At 45.8% G+C, this 22,053-nt stretch carries 17 protein-coding genes and 3 pseudogenes; 13 read left to right on the forward strand and 7 right to left on the reverse strand.

The annotated features are described in order from the left end of the window. Positions 1 to 3 precede the first annotated feature (3 nt). From CPG39_RS07825 to CPG39_RS07835, 3 genes are all read right to left on the reverse strand, one after another. Positions 4 to 351 (reverse strand): Spy/CpxP family protein refolding chaperone, encoded by a 348-nt coding sequence (locus CPG39_RS07825; protein WP_096292789.1) that lies wholly within the window; start codon positions 349 to 351, stop codon positions 4 to 6. A 130-nt stretch (positions 352 to 481) separates the two neighbouring features. Then, positions 482 to 1,255, reverse strand: a complete 774-nt coding sequence (locus tag CPG39_RS07830; protein ID WP_013646616.1) for a complement resistance protein TraT — start codon at positions 1,253 to 1,255, stop codon at positions 482 to 484. 144 nt (positions 1,256 to 1,399) lie between these two features. Beyond that, positions 1,400 to 1,762, reverse strand: a complete 363-nt coding sequence (locus CPG39_RS07835) for a hypothetical protein (protein ID WP_096292790.1) — start codon at positions 1,760 to 1,762, stop codon at positions 1,400 to 1,402. A 568-nt stretch (positions 1,763 to 2,330) separates the two neighbouring features. Here CPG39_RS07835 and CPG39_RS07840 point away from each other — a divergent pair. The 4 genes from CPG39_RS07840 to CPG39_RS07855 are packed head-to-tail and all read left to right on the forward strand — an operon-like array spanning position 2,331 to position 8,240. Beyond that, the gene (locus CPG39_RS07840) at positions 2,331 to 3,713 is read left to right on the forward strand and encodes a GGDEF domain-containing protein (protein ID WP_096292791.1); all 1,383 of its coding nucleotides are present in this window, start codon (positions 2,331 to 2,333) and stop codon (positions 3,711 to 3,713) included. A 3-nt stretch (positions 3,714 to 3,716) separates the two neighbouring features. Then, positions 3,717 to 5,042: a glycosyltransferase family 2 protein gene (locus tag CPG39_RS07845; RefSeq protein ID WP_096292792.1), complete on the forward strand. Its 1,326-nt coding sequence runs from the start codon at positions 3,717 to 3,719 to the stop codon at positions 5,040 to 5,042. Continuing rightward, on the forward strand, positions 5,015 to 7,210 hold the full coding sequence (locus tag CPG39_RS07850; protein WP_096292793.1) for a TolC family protein: 2,196 nt from the start codon (positions 5,015 to 5,017) through the stop codon (positions 7,208 to 7,210). Before CPG39_RS07845 ends, CPG39_RS07850 begins: the two co-directional genes overlap by 28 nt. Continuing rightward, the gene (locus tag CPG39_RS07855; protein WP_096292794.1) at positions 7,194 to 8,240 is read left to right on the forward strand and encodes an HlyD family secretion protein; all 1,047 of its coding nucleotides are present in this window, start codon (positions 7,194 to 7,196) and stop codon (positions 8,238 to 8,240) included. Before CPG39_RS07850 ends, CPG39_RS07855 begins: the two co-directional genes overlap by 17 nt. An 83-nt stretch (positions 8,241 to 8,323) precedes the next feature. On the opposite strand, the gene CPG39_RS07860 is transcribed toward CPG39_RS07855, so the two are convergent. Both CPG39_RS07860 and CPG39_RS14355 read right to left on the reverse strand, forming a co-directional pair. Beyond that, entirely contained in the window at positions 8,324 to 8,923 is a 600-nt protein-coding gene (locus CPG39_RS07860; RefSeq protein WP_096292795.1) for a histidine phosphatase family protein, read from the reverse strand. Positions 8,924 to 9,140: 217 nt separating this feature from the next. Continuing rightward, positions 9,141 to 9,506, reverse strand: coding sequence for a hypothetical protein (locus CPG39_RS14355; protein ID WP_145956222.1), 366 nt, complete (start codon positions 9,504 to 9,506; stop codon positions 9,141 to 9,143). 47 nt (positions 9,507 to 9,553) lie between these two features. On the opposite strand from CPG39_RS14355, the pseudogene CPG39_RS07865 reads away from it, so the two are divergent. The 4 genes and pseudogenes from CPG39_RS07865 to CPG39_RS07880 all read left to right on the forward strand — a co-directional run. Then, positions 9,554 to 9,947 (forward strand): annotated as a pseudogene (locus CPG39_RS07865) (transposase); the annotation flags it as partial. Next, complete coding sequence (locus CPG39_RS07870; RefSeq protein WP_096292796.1) at positions 9,925 to 10,650, forward strand: hypothetical protein; 726 nt, start codon at positions 9,925 to 9,927, stop codon at positions 10,648 to 10,650. The pseudogene CPG39_RS07865 and the gene CPG39_RS07870, both read left to right, overlap by 23 nt. After that, the gene (locus CPG39_RS07875) at positions 10,647 to 11,774 is read left to right on the forward strand and encodes an META domain-containing protein (RefSeq protein WP_096292797.1); all 1,128 of its coding nucleotides are present in this window, start codon (positions 10,647 to 10,649) and stop codon (positions 11,772 to 11,774) included. The genes CPG39_RS07870 and CPG39_RS07875 overlap by 4 nt, the downstream gene beginning before the upstream one ends. A gap of 142 nt (positions 11,775 to 11,916) precedes the next feature. Continuing rightward, a complete protein-coding gene (locus CPG39_RS07880; RefSeq protein ID WP_145956223.1) occupies positions 11,917 to 12,219 on the forward strand; it encodes a hypothetical protein in 303 nt (100 codons plus the stop codon). Positions 12,220 to 12,258: 39 nt separating this feature from the next. Here the strand turns inward: CPG39_RS07880 and CPG39_RS15030 are convergent. Continuing rightward, positions 12,259 to 12,492, reverse strand: a pseudogene (locus CPG39_RS15030) (integrase); the annotation flags it as partial. A gap of 209 nt (positions 12,493 to 12,701) precedes the next feature. On the opposite strand from CPG39_RS15030, the pseudogene CPG39_RS07885 reads away from it, so the two are divergent. The 4 genes and pseudogenes from CPG39_RS07885 to CPG39_RS07900 all read left to right on the forward strand — a co-directional run. Then, positions 12,702 to 13,409, forward strand: a pseudogene (locus CPG39_RS07885) (IS3 family transposase); the annotation flags it as partial. A gap of 102 nt (positions 13,410 to 13,511) precedes the next feature. Beyond that, positions 13,512 to 14,360, forward strand: a complete 849-nt coding sequence (locus CPG39_RS07890) for an alpha/beta hydrolase (RefSeq protein ID WP_096292799.1) — start codon at positions 13,512 to 13,514, stop codon at positions 14,358 to 14,360. 244 nt (positions 14,361 to 14,604) lie between these two features. Continuing rightward, a complete protein-coding gene (locus CPG39_RS07895; RefSeq protein ID WP_096292800.1) occupies positions 14,605 to 15,099 on the forward strand; it encodes a DUF3015 domain-containing protein in 495 nt (164 codons plus the stop codon). A gap of 453 nt (positions 15,100 to 15,552) precedes the next feature. Continuing rightward, complete coding sequence (locus CPG39_RS07900; RefSeq protein ID WP_231990244.1) at positions 15,553 to 17,100, forward strand: DUF4105 domain-containing protein; 1,548 nt, start codon at positions 15,553 to 15,555, stop codon at positions 17,098 to 17,100. A gap of 118 nt (positions 17,101 to 17,218) precedes the next feature. Here CPG39_RS07900 and CPG39_RS07905 read toward each other — a convergent pair whose 3' ends face one another. Beyond that, positions 17,219 to 18,052: a TRAP transporter TatT component family protein gene (locus CPG39_RS07905; RefSeq protein ID WP_096292802.1), complete on the reverse strand. Its 834-nt coding sequence runs from the start codon at positions 18,050 to 18,052 to the stop codon at positions 17,219 to 17,221. Positions 18,053 to 18,560: 508 nt separating this feature from the next. On the opposite strand from CPG39_RS07905, the gene mfd reads away from it, so the two are divergent. Beyond that, positions 18,561 to 22,016 (forward strand): transcription-repair coupling factor, encoded by a 3,456-nt coding sequence (gene mfd / locus CPG39_RS07910; protein ID WP_231990245.1) that lies wholly within the window; start codon positions 18,561 to 18,563, stop codon positions 22,014 to 22,016. Positions 22,017 to 22,053 lie beyond the last annotated feature (37 nt).

Below are 22,053 nucleotides of genomic sequence, written 5' to 3' on the forward strand. Positions count from 1 at the left end.
ATACTATTTCTTCTGAGTATTATTCTTATCGCCTGTCTGCCGCATTTTGTTTTCAAGTTTTTCCATTTGCTCGGGAGTTAATACCGCTTTCAGGCTTGATCGAGTTTCTTCTTGAATTAACTGTAATCTCTTTCTTTCCTCATTAAAAACAGCTTCAACTTTCTTCTGTTCCGTATTAAGGATAGCTTCAACTTTACCACGCTGAGTTTCATTAAGTCCCAATTCTTTGGTCATTCGATCGATAGCATTCTGACTGTCAGCTGAAGAATTTTTATTCTGAGCGTGTAGGATGGAAGCAGAAAACAATAAAACCATCATCGATGATACTACGAGAAGTATTTTTATCTTCATCACAGTCCCCTTAAGTTTATAAGAATATTCCACTTTTTAAATTTATAGCGTTGCAGAACAAGCAATCATGCGATTGCTTCCCCAGTATCATCCAGATTCTGGGGGGAAACCGGCAATCCTGCTACTGCATTTAGAACAATCCTGAAATGGAGCGAGCCAAACCATTGGTCAATTCGACTGCAGCTTCTTCGTACTGCAAATTTGCTTTGTTCGCGGTGCTGACTACACGAGTACGATATTTATTCATTTCACTGACTTTTGTCGAAGACTGCCTTCTTGCACCACCCACACCCTGCTTCGCATCTTGCTGCCTGTCTTCACGAACAATGACACCTTCCTCGGCTCGCTCTGCTATTTCAACATCTGTAATGGCCATAAAGGTAACATCTTTCACCGAAGCATCTGCGAGCGTACTGGCGAGACCGAAAGCAGCTGCACCAGCCAATCCACCTATGCCAGCTCCACTCCAGCCATCAATGGCAGCGCCCGTAGCTGTTCCCACGGCAGCGCCCAGCGCGGCGCTTCCCATGCCCCCATAACCCGCTCTCAAAGCAGCTTCAGCAGCGGTAGGACTGGCTTTGTCAACGCTTAGGATATTAACCTGCAACCAGTAATGCGCTTCTCTGGGATTATTAGTAATGAGATAACCTCTACCCTCCAATGCTCTGGCAACCGTAGCCGTAATATCAAAATTAGTTTTATCGGAAGTATTGCGGATATTCAGATAGATCGTTCTCTGGCTCGGTTCAACAGGATCGAGAAAAATGGTGTCACTCATCTTGGTTTGAACATCCAGATCCTTCTTGGCAATGGATGTATGAACTGCCGCACATCCACTTAGAATCAAAGAAAAAACCATGATTCCTGTGAATATCCATGTATTCTTGCTGCCGTACCCTCCCATTTCATCTCCCCTTGTTTAGTAATTAAATGAAAAACCCTTGCTTGCAAGTGATCACAGCAAATTATCCATCAATTCACTGTATCTCATATGTTGAATTGATGGATAATTAGATGGCTATCCCAGAATCAGCATCCATCCCGGCTATCACCAGCCGGAATAAAAAGGCAGATAACTGTTCACTCCATATAACCCCCCATAATATGGGCGAGCATAGCCTCCAAAATAACTGCCATAACCATAGTTGCCTAAACCAATAGCACCTCCACACCCCAGACCAACGCAGCCTGGCGCAAAGCGCTGTGTTCTTGTCGGCATGCCTCTTTGCGTCGCTTCTTTGAGCGCAGATGTTAAAGCGGCATCGCTGGGAACACTAAAACGTTTATTTATGGTTTCTGCGTTAAATTGCCTTTGAATTTCACTGAGATCCTGCCTCGCCAAAGCTTTGTTACTCACGAATGCCATTAATAGCGCTATATAAAGAATCATGCTGAATTGTATTGTACGCATTGCACACCTCCTAATCCTCGATGAGTCAAATGATATTATCAAATTTGAGCAGTTGCCATAACTCTTCAAATAATTGGCATATTCTCAACAAACTATGGAAGACTTATTCCATTTAGACATTGTCAATTCCGCTATCCGTCTTAATTTCATCACTAATTATAAATTGAATGAAGGCGTTATGGAATTGGATGTCCATACCAACATATCATGGCGTCCACGGTTCAACAGAAACAGAACGGCCTGCACGTTTGACAACATATGAAGTGATACATTGCGTATCCAATTACCCGGATTATTCTTTCATTATTCCGGATAGCTACCGGGCTCGATCTCCCTCCTTCGTTGTATTTTTACAAAGCTTGCTTACCCAATACGAACAAATTGCAAAGGAAAATTTTTAATTTAAAAAATATTAAGATATATTCCTATATTCCTACATTAGTTACATAATAATCTTAAATAAGATTGTAGGAAAACGATGGCAACTGAATGATTTATTTCTTACATACTCGGAGAAGTACGTCTTAACCACTCTAATTTAGCGTCAAGAGATCATCGGAAATCCGGCATGCTTATTGTTTTCTCTCAGGAAGAGAGTGATTTACCAAGCGAATACAAGAATATGTTTGAGATCTCATATTTTTGCGATTTTTCAGTTTGGGAAAAGGAAAAAATCATTCCATCGGCCTTTATCATTAAAGGAAAGGATAAACATTACATTTCCTCCACCCTGGAAAAGGTGCGTAAAGAAAATGAATTTTTTGCATCTTTGTGTTTTGTTACAGATTCAGCATTCCCCTACGATGATTTTATGCTCGACGGACAGCTGCCACAACCTGCAGACTTACGGGAAGTAATTAATCAGTTTGATAATTTGTCGAAATCCTTCAAGAGGAATGAGACTTATATTACGCATCAAGGGCGATTCATCAAATATTTCTGGCTGCGCCCGGACTTTATCCTTCAGCCTTACCATGATTGGCAGCATGCACGTTTCTACCGTTATCCATTACTCGAGGCGCTTAGCCTGGATCAGTCGGATTCTTTCGAGTGGCTGCGGAATCTTGCAAATAGCAAAATAATCGATCCTATCAGACTGATTGATCGGCAGCGTGAATGCACATATTGCCGGTCTTCCCATTTGAGTTTTATTGACGTTTGTCCAAATTGCCTTTCTATCGACATTGGCACACAAGCCTCTTTACATTGTTTTACCTGCGGATGTGTTGATGTGCAGGAGAAATTTCTGCATAGCGGCACCCTAATTTGCCCTAAATGCCATACCCAGCTGCGTCACATCGGCAGCGATTATGATAGGCCGATTGAAAACTACCGATGCCATTCATGCAGCCAATCATTTGTCGAAGGCAATGTGCAGGTTCGCTGCGCTATGTGCGAGAAGGAAATGGAATCCAGTGAACTTATTCAAAATGAGATTCGCAATTGGCGCTTAAGCGACAAAGGAAGAACAATCGCTTTTCGTGGCGAGGTCTTTGATTTGTCCGCAGGTTTTAATCAGCTGGATTTTATTCCCCGCGAATTATTTATTCACGATCTTGATTGGATGATGGTAACGTCACGACGCTACCCAAGCGTTAATTTCAGTCTGTTTGGAATTTATTTTGCTAACTTACCCGATTTGATCGAGCTTTTTAATCATGCGCGGTTGCTTCAAATGCTTGAGTTCTTTGCGCAACAGCTGAGAAGTTTACTACGCACCCCAGACCTCTCCACCCGGACGGCGGAAAACATGCTCTGGCTGTTACTGCCCAATACTGATGAACAAGGACTCACGGGCTTTCATAAACGCATAGAAAACAGCATGAAATTATTACTGGAAGAAAGTGAACATACATTGGACTTTCGCTTTGTCAGTCTACCCTCACATAAACTATCCGGCAAGGAGAATGCTGAATTGCTGCTTGCTCGTCTTTATGGTGAATTACTGTAACTCATGGAAAGTCTGAATCAGGCTTGGTATCTGTTTCAGGCTACATTGTCTCGCTATCAGGATTTTCAGTATGCATTCATGCTGATTCCATTTGTACTGTTTTTTGAGCTTCCGCTTTATTTTATCAATTGGATGAGCGCATTCCGCTATCTAATCAAGAACGCTATCGAGGCGCCCTTGACGCTTCATTACTATCCCCACGTAACCTGTGCGATTACCTGTTATGCGGAAGGCAAGGCCGTCCAAAGTACGGTGATTTCATTGCTGGAACAAGTATATTCCGGACACATAGAAATTATTACAATCGTGGACGGGGCAAAAAGAAACCAAGCCACTTATCAGGCTCTGGTAGAACTCATTTCTTTAGTTTCCCGATACCCTAAACGCTCGCTAGTCATTATTCCCAAGTTTCAGCGCGGAGGTAGGGTGTCTTCGCTCAATGCAGGGCTAAATCGGGCTAGAGGGGAAATTTTCTTTGCTTTGGATGGCGATACCTCATTTGATAATCAAATGGTCCATCATGCCGCAACACATTTTCGCAACCCTGGTATGGTTGCTGTCACGGGCCCGATGCGAGTACGTAACGCCGGAAAAACCATCATGACCCGGCTGCAAAGCTTAGAATATATGTTGACAATGCAAGTAGGAAAATTAGGTTTTGCGAACCTGGGCGTTATCAATAACGTACCGGGAGCATTCGGTATTTTCAGAAAATCTTTTCTTCAGCAGGTGGGAGGCTGGAATACCGGAACCGCCGAGGATCTCGATCTGACACTGCGTATCAAGCAATATTACAAGCGCTATCCGCATCTACAAATTGAATTTGAACCAAGAGCAGTTTCTCATACGGATGTACCTGAAAGTTTTTGGGATTTTCTTAAGCAACGCTTAAGATGGGATGGCGATCTCTGGTATATCTATTCAAACAAGCACAAGCATGGCATTTCAGCTTCCATGATGGGGTGGAGAAATTTCATTTTCCTTTTCTGGTACGGAATCTTGTTTCAAATTGTCATGCCTTTTTCTATTGTGATCTATACGATTTATATCGCGGTGAAGCTTCCTTTCCATGCTTTCTTGCTTAGCATGATATTGGTTTATGCCTTCTATTTTTGCCTTATTGCCATTCAGTACATTCTCTATCTGCTATTCATTACCGATAGAAGAAAGGAAGACTGCAATGCCATTTTTATTCTTCCGGTTTATCCCGCATTTCAATTTATATCCCGCGTCTGGAGTGCGCTGGCTATCCTGAATCAGATTATCAATAAAGGCCATCTGGATTCAGCTATGGCACCCCTATGGGTATTGAGAAAGGGGAAGCAGTAACCGTGCGTTGTTTATTCCTGCTAGCCTTATTGATAATGCTCAGCTCGAGTACGCTTGCCGAATCAAGAACGCTTGCCGATTTCTTTTCGCACCTTGATCAAGCCGCATCGATATTGAAAACACAAGCTGATTTAGAAGCGCAGCGATCTAATCTACTGGCTCAAGAAGCACTCAAGGGCTTGGAAGTATTTGGAGGTGTATCCGGTGGCTTCCAGAAAAGCCCCTACGCACGCGAGCCATTTGGACACTTCTTTGATCCTATGGCGCGCATCGGCTTGCGTTATCCTTTGCTGGGAAGTGCGGAGCGACAGCAACGTGCCATTGAAGACGCAGCGACACAAGTAAGAATTGAAACTATTCGTTTAGACTGGAGCCGACGGCTAGCAGCGCTTTTTCTAGAAGAAAACTACGCCGCCTATTGGAGTGCGCAAAAAATCCTGGCGCTGACGGATAACTACCTGCATTTGCGTCATGAAGGCGTTGAGAATTTACTACGCAAGCGGCAAGAAGCAGGATTGTTGTTCAAATCCGATTACTTCGAATTTCTTTCCGCTTTTGAGCGGGCACAACGCACTCAGGTGGAATTTTACAACAACAGTAATCAGGCGTTAATGCGATTAGCGCACTTGACCAATTCAACGGTAATGCCCTTCACGCCAGTCAAGCCACCCTTGGGGAAGATTGCGGATACCCTTCCGAACGAAGTCGATCAGCTGGATCTGAGAATACTACAAACGCAAATAGATAATCTGCAAAATATCCGCGATACTCAAAATTGGCAAGGAATAGAATCCGATGTATCAGTAACCGGTTTCGGAGGGCCGGCAATTCCTCATCCATCACCGCCTGACGGGATGCAATGGGGTTATGGCGGAGCAGTGGGTTTTAATTTCAGAATGCCGCTGGAAATTGTGAGCTATCGGAGAAACGAACAATCCCGATTAAACAGCCAATTAATCAGCTTACGTGCGGATTACACACGGCGGGGTCAGGAGTTGCAACATGAATTCCACGCGCTGCTGAGTAGCTTTCAACAATTGACTCAGCAAATCAATTTTCAGCGCACGCGCCTTGAAGCAGCGCAAGAACTGCTGCGTGAAAGATATCTGCGCCTGCAAGTGCTGGATGGCGATGTAATCGAGCAATACCTGCAAGCGCTGAATACCTACTACCGGGTTGCAGTAGACAATATCGAAGCAGAGTCCGAACACTGGAAACTTCACATCAGATTACGTCAATTTATTTTATTACCGAGTATGCCGGAAGAAGACAATTATCCGGAAACTGACATCACTTCATTGATCAATCCGTTGCATCAAGCAAAAAAATTTCTAACCAGCGGAGGTAACGTCACTTTAAAACACAGAGACGAACTTATTACACCCGTGAGTACGCAATTCATTTCCGGTCAACTGGCTGTTTATGTGTGGAATTTTGATGAATTAATAACACACGCTGGATTATGGAATAAGAAAGAAACCCATGTGATTAATCGGTTTCTGGTATCTCTTGATGCGCGGCAAATTTCACAAGCCGCAGATAATCCCAAGAACCTGCGCAATTTCTTGCACGACGCTCATCATCACAAGAAAAAGATTGAATTACTTTTAGGTGATCCAGATTGGATTTTGCCCGAATATCGCCATCATTTAATACAAATTATCCACCAAATGAAAACCGTAAGTTTTGATGGATTGCATCTTGATATTGAACCGGATCAACTGGAATCGGAGCTGTCTGGAAAAGCAAGACTAGAAGAATTTGTCGAAACAATCCGACAAGTAGCGGCGATTTCTCCTTGGCCTGTAGGTATCAGCATCCATCCACGTTATTTAAGCAAAGACTCATCCTTTGGTTTATGCATTCCCTGTGAATTAGGCAAGATCGGGATCAAAGAAATTACAGTGATGTATTACTCCATGAACATACAGGCTATTGTCACGGCGCTCAAATCGGCTATGCAACAACATCCGACGCTGGTGTTCAGTCTTGCGCAAAGCTTGGAAAAGGAATTAGGTTCCGAAAATAGTTATGCGCACAAACCGCGACAACATTTCATTAATGCAATGCAGCACCTTCAAGATCAACTTCAAAGCTCAAACTTTAGTGGCCTCATTATTCAATCATGGTTAGACTGGGAACATTACCTTCATGAAAATCCGCTTTAATCAGCCCGAAAATAAAGCCCCGAACATCGATCGAGGACTACGCGTGCACTATAGTGAAGCAAAGCGCCCTGGCAGACCTTGGCGCTGGTATTCGATCGTTGCGATTTCGAGTCTTCCGATTGTTTATTTGTTGGGAATAATAATATGGGAAACCATTGCAATTGAAGCGAGCGGACGCATTAGAGTCAATAATTTTTCAGTTCGCACCGCTGTTGACGGGTATGTTCAGCAGATATTTGTCGAGCCCATGCAAACAGTTTTTGAAGGTAAGCCATTGGCTGAGCTGACCAACACTCCATTACTCGACAGTCATGACCGGTTACATATTGAACTGAATGCTCTAAAAAAAGAACAACAGAAGCTGTTGACACAAGTCAAGCGATCCTCATCACGTTCGGCACAACTATCGGGATATGCTCAAGAACACAAAAGGTTTGCATACAATCGCCTGCAGCATTATGAAGCATTGTTTAAACAAGGGGCTGCCACTCAGGCGGAAATGACTTCAGCCAAAAATCAGTATCAGAGAGCGCTTGAAAATATCGTGGCACTTGAGAAAGCCGAACACCAGGAACAGGATCAATCCTCTGAAATGCGCAGGATTTCAAACCAGATGAGGCAAATGCAACTGGAGTTTGAAAAGGTTCGGGATCAGCTGCAGCAGCTAAGCCTTGTTGCGCCAGCAGGAAATGGGATAGTTACCGAAGTGTTTGTGCAGCCTGGAGAATATCTGAGCCGCGGACAAGCGCTACTTGAAATTATTTTTCCTGAGAAAGTACACATCGATGCCTTCATCCCACCTAAATACCAGAATTATGCGGTAGAAGGACAAATTGTGACTGTGAAATTTCCCAATGGAGAAAAAACGAAGGCAAAGATAATTTCCGTTCCGGGTGTTACGCAAAAAACACTGACCGAAGAAGTAAATCCCCTTGAACCGGTTCGTACCGCAATATTGGCTCAATTAGAATTTATTGAGCAGGTTAACAACCGGTTAATCAATGGAATGCCCGTAACAATTTATTTTTAATAACGCACCGCCGCAAACGGCGAGGAATTAAATCCGCCAGAGATCAAATCGGAATTACTACACATAAATTCTATTTCCTGCTGCTAAGCAGACAATTTCCCGTTCAACAACTCCAGCACTGCTCCTGATCCTGTGTGACGAATACGCGTAACTCCACCATTGCTGATTTTGATGCGATATAAACCGATTGTAGGCGCCTGGATTGTTTTTGCAATCAAGGCGCGCATCACGCCTGCATGCGCTACGATCAGAATATGATGACCGGCATGGCGTTCGATAGCTGCTTCATAGGCTGAATTTACCCGTTGAACAAAATCGTCGAGGGGTTCGGCACCTTTCGGCCGCGCATTCACAGGATTGTTCAGGAAGGCCTGATATTCGGATGCCCGCCCAATTTTAACTTCATCATGACTCAATCCTTCCCATTCACCAAATCCCACCTCCTTAAAGCATGACTCAACGGAGACATCAATACCATAACGTTCCCCTAAAGCACAGGCAAATGCCTGGCAGCGTTGCAACGGAGACGTAATAATATGTTGCCACTGATTGTACTCTCCTACCGCGTGCCACATTTGCGCCCATCCTTTCTCGCTCAGAACATCATCCACGCCGTGTCCGCGATAGCGGCGTCCGCCGATAGGTTCACCGTGACGGATCAAATCAATTAAAGTTTCAGTCATAAAAAATCTTGGCAGGGAAAATCAAAGGCAGTAGTTCAGCTGGTTTATTTTGTATATCGTATGTATGGAAAGCAGGGTAAAAAATATGAATATTAAGAAAATCTTGAATTAACCACTTTGTTCCAACAGTGAGCTACATCATAATATGTAAGAGCATATTGTCTCTAATTCTTGCTGCACATTATAATCACTTGTAATAATTCGATAAACTTGCATCTTATTCGAGAGCGATAATAACACGTTCTAGCAGGCGGTTGGAAAACGTAGCTATAACGTGATTTAGTGTAGCCGGCCGATCAGTTAAGAGAAAATAGCGTAACTGGAGGAAGAAATGGTAACAAGATAGCAAATCAAGCAGCTCTTCTCGTTCGTTAGAATTTAAGGGAGCACCACTCGATGCAAAAGTAGTGGCCGTTGCCTGTGGCCGATACCGAACACCCGTGGCACGGCACCATGCTTGTATCGAAGTGTAGTGGCAGCCAAATTCTTTGGATAATTGCTTGGGACATCTGCCTAATGCTACCAATTCCACCATCTGGTGGCGAAACTCAGCCGGGTAAGCAGGTTTATAGTTTTGTGTCATATTTCTTCCCCTTTAAACAGAACATAATGTGTCCGTTCAAAGGGGACAACTCCAGAATGACAAAGAGCTTGGTTATACAGGCATTATTTCGTGCAACCGCAAGTAAACATCCAAATAAGGGACTCATTGCTCATTCAGATCAAGGTAGCCAATAAATACTGTGCACATGATTACCAAGATCTATTACAATAATTTGGCATGGTCGCTTCCATGAGTCGTAAGGGTGACTGCTATGATAATGCTCCAATGGAAAGCTTCTGGGGATTACTTAAAACCGAACTGGTGCACCATTGTAAATTCAAAACACAGCAACAAGCCATTCAGGAAATTACCGAATATATCGAAATATTCTATAACCGACAGCGCAAGCAAGAAAGATTGGGCTATCTATCGCCAGCACAATTTACGCAGCGATACTATGCAAATCTACTCGCCGCTTAAGTCAATGGCCTCCATTTTTGACAGCACCCCTCACAACCCAATAAGGAGAACTCTCATTAAAAGATTCGCACTCGATGTTGTAGCAGTACTCTATGCCGGCACTGCCAGTGCCGACGCCCCTCATTTAGCGGGCAAGTACGGTGCGAATATCACAACCGATTCTAACCAGCCGGGACAGGTCCGAGTCAATGGCAAGGTGACCAAGCTCATCAAGCGTCCAAAAGGTCAGATCACGGCCCAATCCGCTGGTGTCTATATTGATATCACGTCCCAGGGAGACCAACTTCCTCGGATTACCTACACTGCCAAGGACAAGCCTATCGGCACGTGTCAAATCCTCTCCTTTGCACCACCGGCGGATACCGCTGCATCGGCAGGTCACGCTTCACACTCCGAACGTGCTAGCCGGGGCCATTACGACCCACATACTGTGGTGAAGTACGCGATGAAACCGCGCACGCTGATGTCGGACTGCAATGCCACCGTGACACGCGAACGCGGTGGCAACGTCACTGTGTTGGTAACGCGCCCGAACGGCCGCACTTGGACGATCTTCTTGGAGAATGGAAAACCACTCGGCGCCGACTTGAGCCAGGCCGATAGCGATATGACTTTCGAGGGGAGAAAGGAAGGTGACGTATTCATGATCCGGGCTGGCCATGAGCACTATGAGATCGTCGAAGCGATGGTATTCGGCGGATGAGCGGCCTGCATGCATTGATCGGGGGGTTAGCGATGGCCAGTCTCCCGTTGGTGAGTTGGTCGGCTGATGCGAAGTTTGTCGGCACCACCTGGCAGCTGCTCGCAATACAGTCGATGGATGACGCACAGGGCACTACCCGGGTGGATGATCCCGCGCGCTTCACGCTGACTTTTGGGCGTGACGGTCAAGCCTTCCTGCAGCTGGACTGCAATCGAGGCACGGGCAGTTTCAAGATCACCCCGGCAGCAAGCGGGGATTCCGGGTCAATCAGCTTTGGCCCCATCGCGGCCACGCGTGCCTTGTGCCAGCCGCCACGCCTGGATGAACGCATTGCACGCAACATGGCCTATGTCCATAGTTATCTGCTCAAAGATGGCAAGCTCTATTTCTCGCTGATGGCTGATGGCGGCATCTACGAATGGGCGCCTGTGCACACGGAAGGTACGGCGCAGGACCCGGACCGCACAATCAAACCGGTGCAGTTTTCCAAGGGGACGAATGAAATCCGCATTCGTGATCGCATCGTCGGCCGCCAGTTTGTTGATTACCAGTTGCGTGCCAGCGCCGGCCAGCGCCTGATGGTGAGCCTCAATGGCAGCAATGGCGCCAATTACTTCAACCTGCTGCCGCCGGATTCAGCCGATGCGGCCATGGCAATCGGCATGTTGAATGGCAACCGCTTCGAGGGCTTGCTGCCGGATGACGGTGTTTACACCATTCGCGTCTTTTTGATGCGCGCGGCCGGCCGCCGCAACGAGGCGAGTAACTACACATTGTCGATCGGCATTACAGGCAAACCGCTCGAACCGGTGTCTGGTCAGACTGACGTCGTGCTTCCGGGCACGCCCTACCATGCCCGTACCACGACACCCTGCGAGCCTAAGTATTCGCAGGCTCGCGAGTGCGAAGCGCTGGTGGTGCGGCGCGGTTTTGATGGCACCGGGACGGTGGAGCTGCGCTGGGAGGGCGACCGCAAGCGGCGCATCCTGTTCATCAAGGGTGAGCCAAAGGCGACCGATGTACCGCAGGCCATGACCTTCATCCGCCACGAGCGAGGCTGGCGCGTAAGTTTTAATGGCGACGAGCACTTCGAAATCCCCGAGCCGCTGGTGTATGGCGGCTGACTCCTCAATGACGGGAGAGCGGAACGCCATGCGACCGACGCTGATCCTGTTGCTACTTGTTGTTTGCCTCACGCTGTATTTCATTGTCAAGCTTCAGCCGAGTAGCGTGGGCGCTTTCGGATTTGCGGTGGTCTGGCTGATCGTGCCGTATGTTGCGATGGCGGCGTTGCTGTTCGTATTGCGGCGCAAAGGCATAGCATTATTGCCATGGTGCATCGTTGTTATTGTGCTGGTGACTGTGACGGGGCTCAGCGTGTTTCTCGATGCGATCTACTGGCATCCCGATCCGCAAAGCCCCATCGCCATCGTGTTTACGCCCCTACTTACAGTACCTCGTCTTCTTGATCGTGGCGCCACTGGCATGGTGGGCAGGACGGCGAATGTCCGCGTGAGCAAGTCGCCTCCTGTCAATGGCGGAGTAAAAAATGCGGATCATGTTAAGTGATTGCGGGGCATCGATCTGACTAATCGGATACAAACCGATATAAGGAAATACATTGCTTTCAAATCTACGCAATACATCCTTGCTATGACTTGCTACCCAGGTATGAGTTTGTTTTGTGTGCCCCTCAAGGGCAACAGCTTCAACGTAATTGATTGTGGCTTCCTTTGCTTTTTGCTTATTGATTTGATGATCAATTGAAGGATCAATATTACTGACTAGTTTGACTCGTTCAGCTTGTACCAGCTGCCTGGCTTGTTTTAGCGAAAGAGGGATTCATATTTGAAAATTAACTTAATGATTAATAGTAATATTATTTTTTTAAACTAAAAGTTACTCACATTTTGAAATGTACCCCCACAGATATAGGAATTTCAATTGTGGTTTGTTCTGACAAATTTGCCAAAACAGATTCTGATTTTCTTATCTGATGTTTTTTTGCTCTTGCAGCAATCAGAGGGATGGGTATGAAATTGAATCTCTCTCTTTTTCGCGAAAGAAACGAAGTGAAATATTCGTTCATCACCCAAAGAAAGAAGACCTGCCCGGTTGGCTTGATGTGCCGACTCATGGGTGTAAGCCGTAGCGCCTATTATCATTATGTTCGGTTCGCTGATAATTGTTCTACAGACCCATGTCACGAGGAAATGCTTGGAATGGTTTTGGATATAGCGAAATCCAGCAATCATAGCCATGGCAGCCGCAGAATCGGAAAAGTGCTCAATGCGTTGGGTTATCCAGTTGGTCGCTGGAAAGTCCGGCGCCTGATGCGGGAAGGCTGGATTTATCTGGTTGTCTTCATTGACTTGTTTTCCAGAAAAGTGGTTGGCTGGAGTATGAGTTCAAGAATGAAAGCAAGACTGGTTTGTGATGCATTAAAAATGGCTATCTGGCAGCGCCAGCTGCAAGCAGGACTGATAGTACATTCGGATCATAGATCACAATATATCAGCAGGAAATATCGGAAGCTTCTGGAAATAAACGGCTTCGTGGGTAGTTTGAGTCGCACCGGCGATTGTTTCGACAATGCTGTGTTAGAAAGCTTTTTCGGCAGCCTCAAACAGAAACGAATTCACTGGTGGCATTACCAAACCCGCCATGTAGCACAGCAAGATGTGCTGTAGTATATTTTCATATTTTATAACAGCCATCGATTGCAGTCATACTTGGGATACAAAAGTCCTAATCAATGATGTGAAGTGGAAACAGAAAAAATGAGAATAGTCGCTTAACTGGCTGCAAATGCAGTTTTTTAGCAGTCAACTAAGTAACACACTATTGAGACTTTAGGTTAAATGAACAAAGTAATCATTCGATTTTTGCTGTTAGTCCCTTACATCACTCTGCTGCATGGCTGTTCAAGCTTATTTTATTACCCGGATAATAAAAATAGTTTTTTTGATCCCAAAACAGCAGGCTATGCGCCAGAAAATGTTTTTTTTACAGATGCATCCCAAAGAAAGCTGCATGGCTGGTGGTTCCCGGCCCAGAAATATCCGGTAAAAGCAACCGTTATTTTTTTTCATGGTAATGCCGAAAACTTAACTTCACATTTCCTGCACTTGGCTTGGATCAGTCAAGAAAACTATAACTTCTTCATTTTTGATTTCCCCGGCTTTGGACGTTCCGAGGGAAAACCAACGCCCCAGAGCTGTATCGAATCAGGACATGCAGCAGTTGATTGGGTGAACAAGCACAAAGCGGAAGGCAAACCGATTATTATCTATGGTCAAAGCCTAGGTGGAATAATTGCGTTGCGAACTGCAATTGATAAAAAGTCAGCGACCAATTTAAAGCTAGTAGTCGCAGACAGCACTTTTGATTCTTTTCGTGAAATAGCCCGCGTTAAGCTATCTCATTATTGGTTGACTTGGTTAATACAACCATTGGGCTACGTTCTGTTGAGCGATCGCTGGGCCCCCAGAAACTTGGAATCGTTATCACCTGTTCCCGCCCTAGTTATACATGGGCAAAAGGATACAACCGTAGAACCAATTTTTGGGAATAGGATTTTTGAAAAGCTGGCTGAACCAAAGACGCTCTGGAAGATTCCAGATGGGATCCATACCGATGTATTCTCGAGGCATGAATACAAATATCGCACAAAATTTATATCATTTCTGAAAGGTCTGGATAAACTGTAAAATTCTGAAAAATTAACCATAACAAGGAAAATACTAATAGCCGAGTAGCCAAATAAAATGTAATATTTCTTCAGTATTAATAACAGATCTTAAATTTATTCATAACCTGCATTTACATTTTGACAATCTAAGGATAAGGGAGATTTGGTAAGCTAAGTTTTAAGTCGACCTTAAACCAGATCTGAGTTATTGATACATTATAAAGTAAGATTTGAATCTAATTACTCTTATAAAGGAGTTTATAATGATAAAAAATTATTTGATCGCACTTACATCTTCGTTACTTTTATTGCCACTATCAGTATTTGCTGCAGGGTATGGCTCCGCCGGATGCGGGTTGGGCTCTATGGTCATGGGATCCGGAGATGGCATTGGACAGGTTTTTGCTGCAACGACCAATGGCACATCCGGCTCTCAAACTTTTGGAATTACTTCTGGCACATCGAATTGTGATGAAGGCGGGCTGATAAAATCGAGCAAAGAGCGGGAAGTTTTTGCAACAGAAAACTATACCAGCCTGATTAAGGAAATGGCACAAGGTCGTGGTGAAAACCTGCACACATTAGCTAGCTTATATCAGTGCCAAGCCGGAGCTCATCAAGAATTTGGTTCCATGGTACAGAAAAAATTCGATCAACTGATTGCAAGCGAGCAGACCACTCCGATCGAGTTACTTAATCATCTTGAAGCCCAATTGGATCAACATCCTAGTCTTTCAAAATCCTGCAGTTACAGCTAACAGAACTGAGTTTAACGAGCTCAAACGGATACAGGTTTCCACTGTATCCGCTTAAAAAGTTTATTTCGCTGTTTTTATAGGTACTGCGCGGTGCGAGTTTACCTTATTGCCGGACTGTCTTTATGGCTTTGCCTTTTACCTGCAATCACATATTCCAAAGGTAAAGACTCCGACAATTATCTCGCTGAACTTCAACAGCAAGCAAAAAAAATCAAACTTGGCGAACAGAGTGTCTGGCATCTTTTATTAAAATACAATCGGCAGTTGCTGGGAGGTGTCATCAGTGAGGCGGATGGCATGGAGTTTTTTAATTCTGCAGATGGAAAAATCAATCCAGAATCGGAATTAGTAGCTACTTTGGCCAGTTTCTTTCTCCCGCTTGATAATCTGACAAATAACCAAGAGCATCCACAATGTAACTTCCCCGCCCGGTTCAAATGGCTGAATCAGCAATTGAAGTTTGATGCCACCCGGCTAAAAATACAAACCTGCGACCGACTTGATCGCTGGATTAATGAGCTGGATCCCGTCAGCATAACATTAGTCTTTGCTTCCTACTATTTGAATAACCCGGCATCAATGTTTGGTCATACGCTGATTCGCATTGACAGTAGAAATCGCAAAGACAAAAAATTAACGAATTATGGTGCTAACTATGCCGCCAATCCAGATACCGACAATCCATTTCTATATGCCTGGAAAGGATTGACGGGCTCATTCGAAGGGCGTTTTGCAATTTTCCCATATTACACAAAAATCCAAGAATACAACAACTTAGAAAGCAGAGATCTTTGGGAATATGAACTCCAATTTACCGAAGACCAACTGAATACTATGCTTTTACATTTATGGGAGTTAGGCGGTACATACTTTGATTATTATTATTTCCAGGAAAACTGTTCATATCATGTACTTTCACTTCTTGAAATTGCCAGACCGGAGCTTCGATTAAGGGATCAATTTTTCTTTAGTGTCATACCGGCAGATACTGTGAAACTCGTCTTAGCTCAGGATAATCTGGTTAAAAATATCGTATACCGCCCCTCGATTTTGAGTTTGATGAACCAAAAAAGAAATTCGATGACATCTGTAGAAAAGAAAATCTTTCAAGACATAGTGGAAGCAAAAATTTCAATAAATTCTGATACGCTCACCCTTTTTTCAGCACAATCCCAAGCGCTTATATTGGATGCGTATATGGATTACCTTCAGTATATAGGCATGCGGCAAAAAAGCGACCATGACGCCAAAATTCCGCATTCGGTTTTACTGGCAAGAAGCCGCTTGCAACTAACCGATGAAGAAGAAAAATCTATAGCATACCTTACCAGTCCTCCGCATCTTGGTCATGGTGCTGATCGTTTCCGTATTGGAATGGGCCACAATGACCAAGAACCATTTATAGAGTTTGCTTACCGACCCGCCTATCATGATTTAATGGCCAGAGATGAAGGTTATGACAAGGATTCGGAAATTATTTTTATGGATTTCAAACTTCGGTATTTTTTTGAATCTGAGCATGTAAGACTGGATCAAGTAAAATTTCTTTCGATTACCGCGCTCAACCCATATGATTCACTTTTCATTAAACCTTCTTGGCGTATAAATTTTAGTATTGATACACTTAGAGATCGAGACTGCAATTATTGCAACGCAATTACAGGTAGCTACGGTAGGGGTATGTCTTATCGTCCCACCTTTTTTTCTTCTCTGTTGTTATTTTCATTTCTTGACCTTAGAACTGAATTTTCGAATCACTTAAAACAGGATTATCGATTCGGCGGAAGCATGGAGGCAGGAGCTTACTATGATTTTAATAGTCACCTAAGAATCAAGTTCTCGGGCAGCTATCGCACTTTTTTTTTGGGTGAACATAAACATTTTTTCACCTCACACGTCGTTACCAGATACGCATACTCACAAAATCTTGATATGAGATTGGAATTCAATCGCTATGATAACAACACTGAGAGTATTTTCGCTATCAACTATTATTTCTAGCTACAAAAACCTACTACAGGTATTCTGATTTTCAACTCCATTAATTCCATTTCTACACGCACATAGCCGCAACAGTAGAAATCTTCCATCATCCCATTCTTAATTCTTTAATCATGATCTAATAATTTCCCACCTTAATATTCGATCCGCCGGTTTTCTTAACCACCTCCAGCGCGATATCCACATACTCGGTAAACTCCAGCGCATCTTCTTCCGCAATCGGGGTTGTCAGAACAAAATCAGCATGCTTGCGCGCTTCATTCTTTCGTCCGATGTCATATAACAATTCAGCATAAAAAGCGCGCGTAATGATGTCGTGCGGAAACAGTTCGTGGGCTCGTTTGAGATGTGCGAGCGCTTTTTGGTTACTACCAAAGCTGATCGGAAACCTTGGCAGTTTATGGTAAATACGACCCAATGCGCGATGAGCGCCGGCATTCTCATATCTTTCATCAAGTTCGACCACTTTTAAAAGCAAATCCTGCATCGGCTGAAGCATTCTCAGTGCATTGAGCATGCCGCTATCTTCAGCGATTTTTCCCATCGCCGCAGCCTTCCAGAACAGCCCGCGCACATCATTGACATTCAACATCAGTGCCTGATCAGCCATTGCAATACTGCGCTCAAACAACTGTATTCGATGATGTTTATCGAGTTCGAGCTGAGCGCGCATAAATTTCAATCGGGCAAGCTCCGCCAGCGCAGCCGATTCCTGGGAATTTCTCGCCACATCACGAAACCAGTCTATGGTTTCCAGCAACAGCGGCGTATCAATGGCATACTTCCACGCCGCCAATTCAATTCTCTGCTGATTTTCCGGAGTTAATACAGTGGGCGCAATGCGGTACGCCAGAACCGATGATGTCAAACAAATCAGTGAAACCATGCCGCATGTAAAAAGGATAAATCCTTTTCCCAATTGCCTTAAGTTTGATTTTATGAAGACACGCATGTTAAATCCTTTTATAAGCTGTTTCTTTGATCAGTCTGACAAAATAAATAAAATATCGTTATTCAGGGTACGCACAAAATTAAGCATAGCGCTATTTAGAATAAATTCAAATCATAAATAATAAGGAAATTTACGCCTTTTTAAACAATCCGCTACTGCAGAAACTGATAACAGAAATGAAGTATAGTTACCCTTCCATTCTGGAAATCGTATAGCCAGCCACTAAGACAACCAATCCATGCCAGGATTCCGATAGCCTGTATCAAACTTAATCGTTTCACTCACCCGATACGTTTGTCACGAAACAAATGGCATGTCTCTGGGCTCCTCATTTCATTACAACTTATTACAATGAAATGACATTTTTTGTCGATTTATCCCGCCTTTCATCGAATGAGCTTATATTCCGCTTCGTTCTGCTCCTCTTTCTAGGATAATATACAAATTTTGATCACGATCCATCTTTCCGGTTTTCATTTTCCAACGCTGCAAGGCAAGCATGTCAATAATGCAACACCCACACTCCTTACCTAAATCCGGCACCATATTCCGTTATGCTGATCTCGATGGTTCCAGCGATGCGCTGTTTCTCGCGCAAGTGGCGCAACAGGCCAGGCCTGTGACGATCATTACCGCTCATGCACTGGATGCGCAAAGATTATTGGAAGAAATTCCATTCTTTGCTCCCGAATTAAGAACGCACTTGCTACCGGATTGGGAAACATTGCCTTACGATGTTTTCTCGCCGCATCATGATCTCGTCTCAGAACGGCTGGCAACACTTTATCAAGTGATGCACGGCGCCTGCGATGTATTGATTGCGCCGCTGACCACGGCACTCTATCGCATGCTGCCACGCGAATATCTGGCTGCGCATACTTTCTTCCTCAAGCAAGGCGAAACGCTGGATGTAACGGGATTACGCAGTCAATTGACATTGGCGGGTTACTCGCACGTCACGCAAGTTTTCTCGCCCGGAGAATACAGCGTGCGCGGCGGTTTAATCGATTTGTTCCCGATGGGCAGCCCGTTGCCCTACCGTATCGATTTAATGGATAAAGAAATCGACACCATCCGCACATTCGATGTGGATACGCAGCGCAGCATTTATCCGGTCAAGGAAATACGCCTGCTGCCCGCACGGGAATTTCCCCTGGACGAAGCGGGACGCACCTGCTTCCGGGGTAATTTCCGCGATAAATTTGAGGGCGATCCATCAAAAAAACAGATTTACAAGGATATCAGCAAAGGCCTGACACCCGCAGGCATTGAGTATTATTTACCTTTGTTTTTCGATCAGACGGCTACGCTATTTGATTATTTGCCAGAAAATACCCTGCTTTGCCTGCATCACGATGTACGTCCGGTAATCGAGGAATTCTGGCGCGATACGCAATCACGCTATCAATTACTGCGTGGCGACTTGGATCGGCCGTTGCTGCCGCCGCTGGAATTATTCCTATCCAGAGATAGCTTCTTCGGCACGTTAAAACCCTATGCGCGCATTGAGATTTTGTCCACTGCGCAAGACTCGAAACTGACCGCCCCCAAGAACACTCTCCCGCTGCCTTCGGTTCAGGTCAATCGGCACGCCGAGAATCCATTGGAAAAACTGGCTATATTTTTGGCTCATTTTTCCCAATCCGGCGGTCGCGTTCTGCTGCTGGCGGAAAGCATGGGACGGCGCGAGCTCATTGCCGAGTATCTACACCAGTACGATCTGCACCCACACAATTGTGAAGATTATGCCCAGTTCCTAGACAGCTCGCAGCCTTTCATGATCAGTGTGTCATCACTGCACAGCGGTTTTATACACGAATCCGCGCAGTTGGCTTTCATCACCGAAAGCGAACTGTATGCAACGCATGTCCACGGACGGCGCGAGCGCGAATCGCGCAAGACCACATCCACCGACAATATCCTGCGCGATTTATCGGAAATCAAGCCGGGCGATCCGGTCGTCCATGAGCAGCATGGCATTGGCCGTTATCTCGGCTTGATCAGCATGGATGTCGGCGAAGGCGAGCCTGGCGAACTCAGTGAATTTTTGTCGCTGGAATACGATGGGGGCGACAAGCTCTATGTACCGGTCTCACAACTGTATCTGATCGGGCGCTACAGTGGTGCTGCCCCCGAATCCGCGCCGCTGCATAAATTGGGCAGCGGCCAATGGGACAAAGCCAAGCGCAAGGCGATGCAACAGGTGCGCGATACCGCAGCGGAATTATTGAACTTATACGCGCAACGTGCCGCGCGCGAAGGTCATACCTTCACACTCAAGCAACACGACTACGACGCTTTCGCGGAAGGATTCGGTTTTGAGGAAACAGCGGATCAAGCGGCCGCGATTAAAGCAGTGATCGAAGATTTAACATCGGGAAAGCCGATGGACCGGCTGATCTGCGGCGATGTGGGTTTCGGCAAAACCGAGGTAGCGTTGCGTGCTGCGTTCATTGCCGTCGCCGATGGCAAACAAGTAGCGGTTCTGGTTCCCACCACGCTACTTGCGGAACAGCATTTCCAGAATTTCTCCGACCGCTTCGGTCTGATCGCCGATCAATGGCCGGTCAAAATTGCTGAGTTGTCGCGCTTCCGCTCCGCCAAGGAACAAACCCAGGCAATTGCCGGTCTGGCCAAGGGCGAAATCGACATCATCATCGGCACGCATAAATTGATTCAGAAAGATGTACATTTCAAGAATCTGGGCTTGGTCATTATCGATGAGGAACACCGTTTTGGCGTGCGGCAAAAGGAACAACTGAAAAAACTGCGCGCCGAAGTCGACGTATTGACACTCACCGCGACACCGATCCCGCGCACGTTGGCGATGTCGCTGGAAGGGTTGCGCGATTTCTCCATCATCGCCACTGCGCCGCAGCGCCGCTTGGCCATCCGCACCTTTGTCAGCGGATTCTCGATGGGCATCATTCGCGAAGCCTGTTTGCGCGAACTCAAACGCGGCGGACAGATTTATTTCCTGCACAACGAAGTCAGCACGATTCAATTGATGCTGGAGAAACTGACTGGCCTGCTGCCCGAAGCACGCATCAACATCGCCCACGGACAAATGCCGGAACGCGAACTGGAACACGTCATGCGCGATTTCTACCAGCAGCGCTTCAACATCCTGCTGTGCACCACGATTATCGAAACCGGCATCGACATCCCGAGCGCCAACACCATCCTCATCAACAACGCACATAAATTCGGCCTGGCACAACTGCATCAATTGCGCGGACGGGTCGGACGCTCGCACCATCAAGCCTATGCCTACCTGCTGACGCCCCCGGAAGAAGCGCTCGGCGCGCAAGCCAAGAAACGCCTGGAAGCGATACAGGCGATGGAAGAACTCGGCTCCGGGTTTTATCTCGCCATGCACGACCTGGAAATTCGCGGTGCCGGTGCAGTCTTAAGCGAATCGCAAAGCGGCGAAATGCAGGAAATCGGCTTCAGCTTGTACAGCTCGATGCTGGATTCCGCCATCCAATCCTTAAAACAAGGCAAGGAACCCGATATGCAGCACCCATTGGGTGTTGCCACCGAAATAAACCTGCACGTACCGGCGTTGCTGCCGGACGATTATTGCCACGACATCCACGAACGCTTGGTACTATACAAGCGCATGGCCAATTGCAGCGATGACGAACAACTCGACGACATGCAACGCGAACTGATCGACCGTTTCGGCCTGTTGCCCAATCCGGCGCGCGCATTGCTCGACTGCCACCGCCTGCGCATCGCCGCCAAACCGCTCGGCATCACCCGCATCGACGCCAGCGCGGAAAGCATTCAAATCCAGTTTATCCCCAATCCGCCGATCGACCCGGTAAAAATCATCCAACTGATCCAAAGCAGCCGCGAATACTCACTCTCCGGCCCGGATCGTTTGAAAATCCAGGTGCAAATCGAAGATGTGAATAAGCGGGTGATGCGGATTAGGGAGTTGATGCAGAAGTTGGGGTGAATGATTGAGAATAACCTTTTTCACCGACTTATGAATT

The organism is Nitrosomonas ureae (genome assembly GCF_900206265.1).
Lineage (GTDB): Bacteria > Pseudomonadota > Gammaproteobacteria > Burkholderiales > Nitrosomonadaceae > Nitrosomonas > Nitrosomonas ureae_C.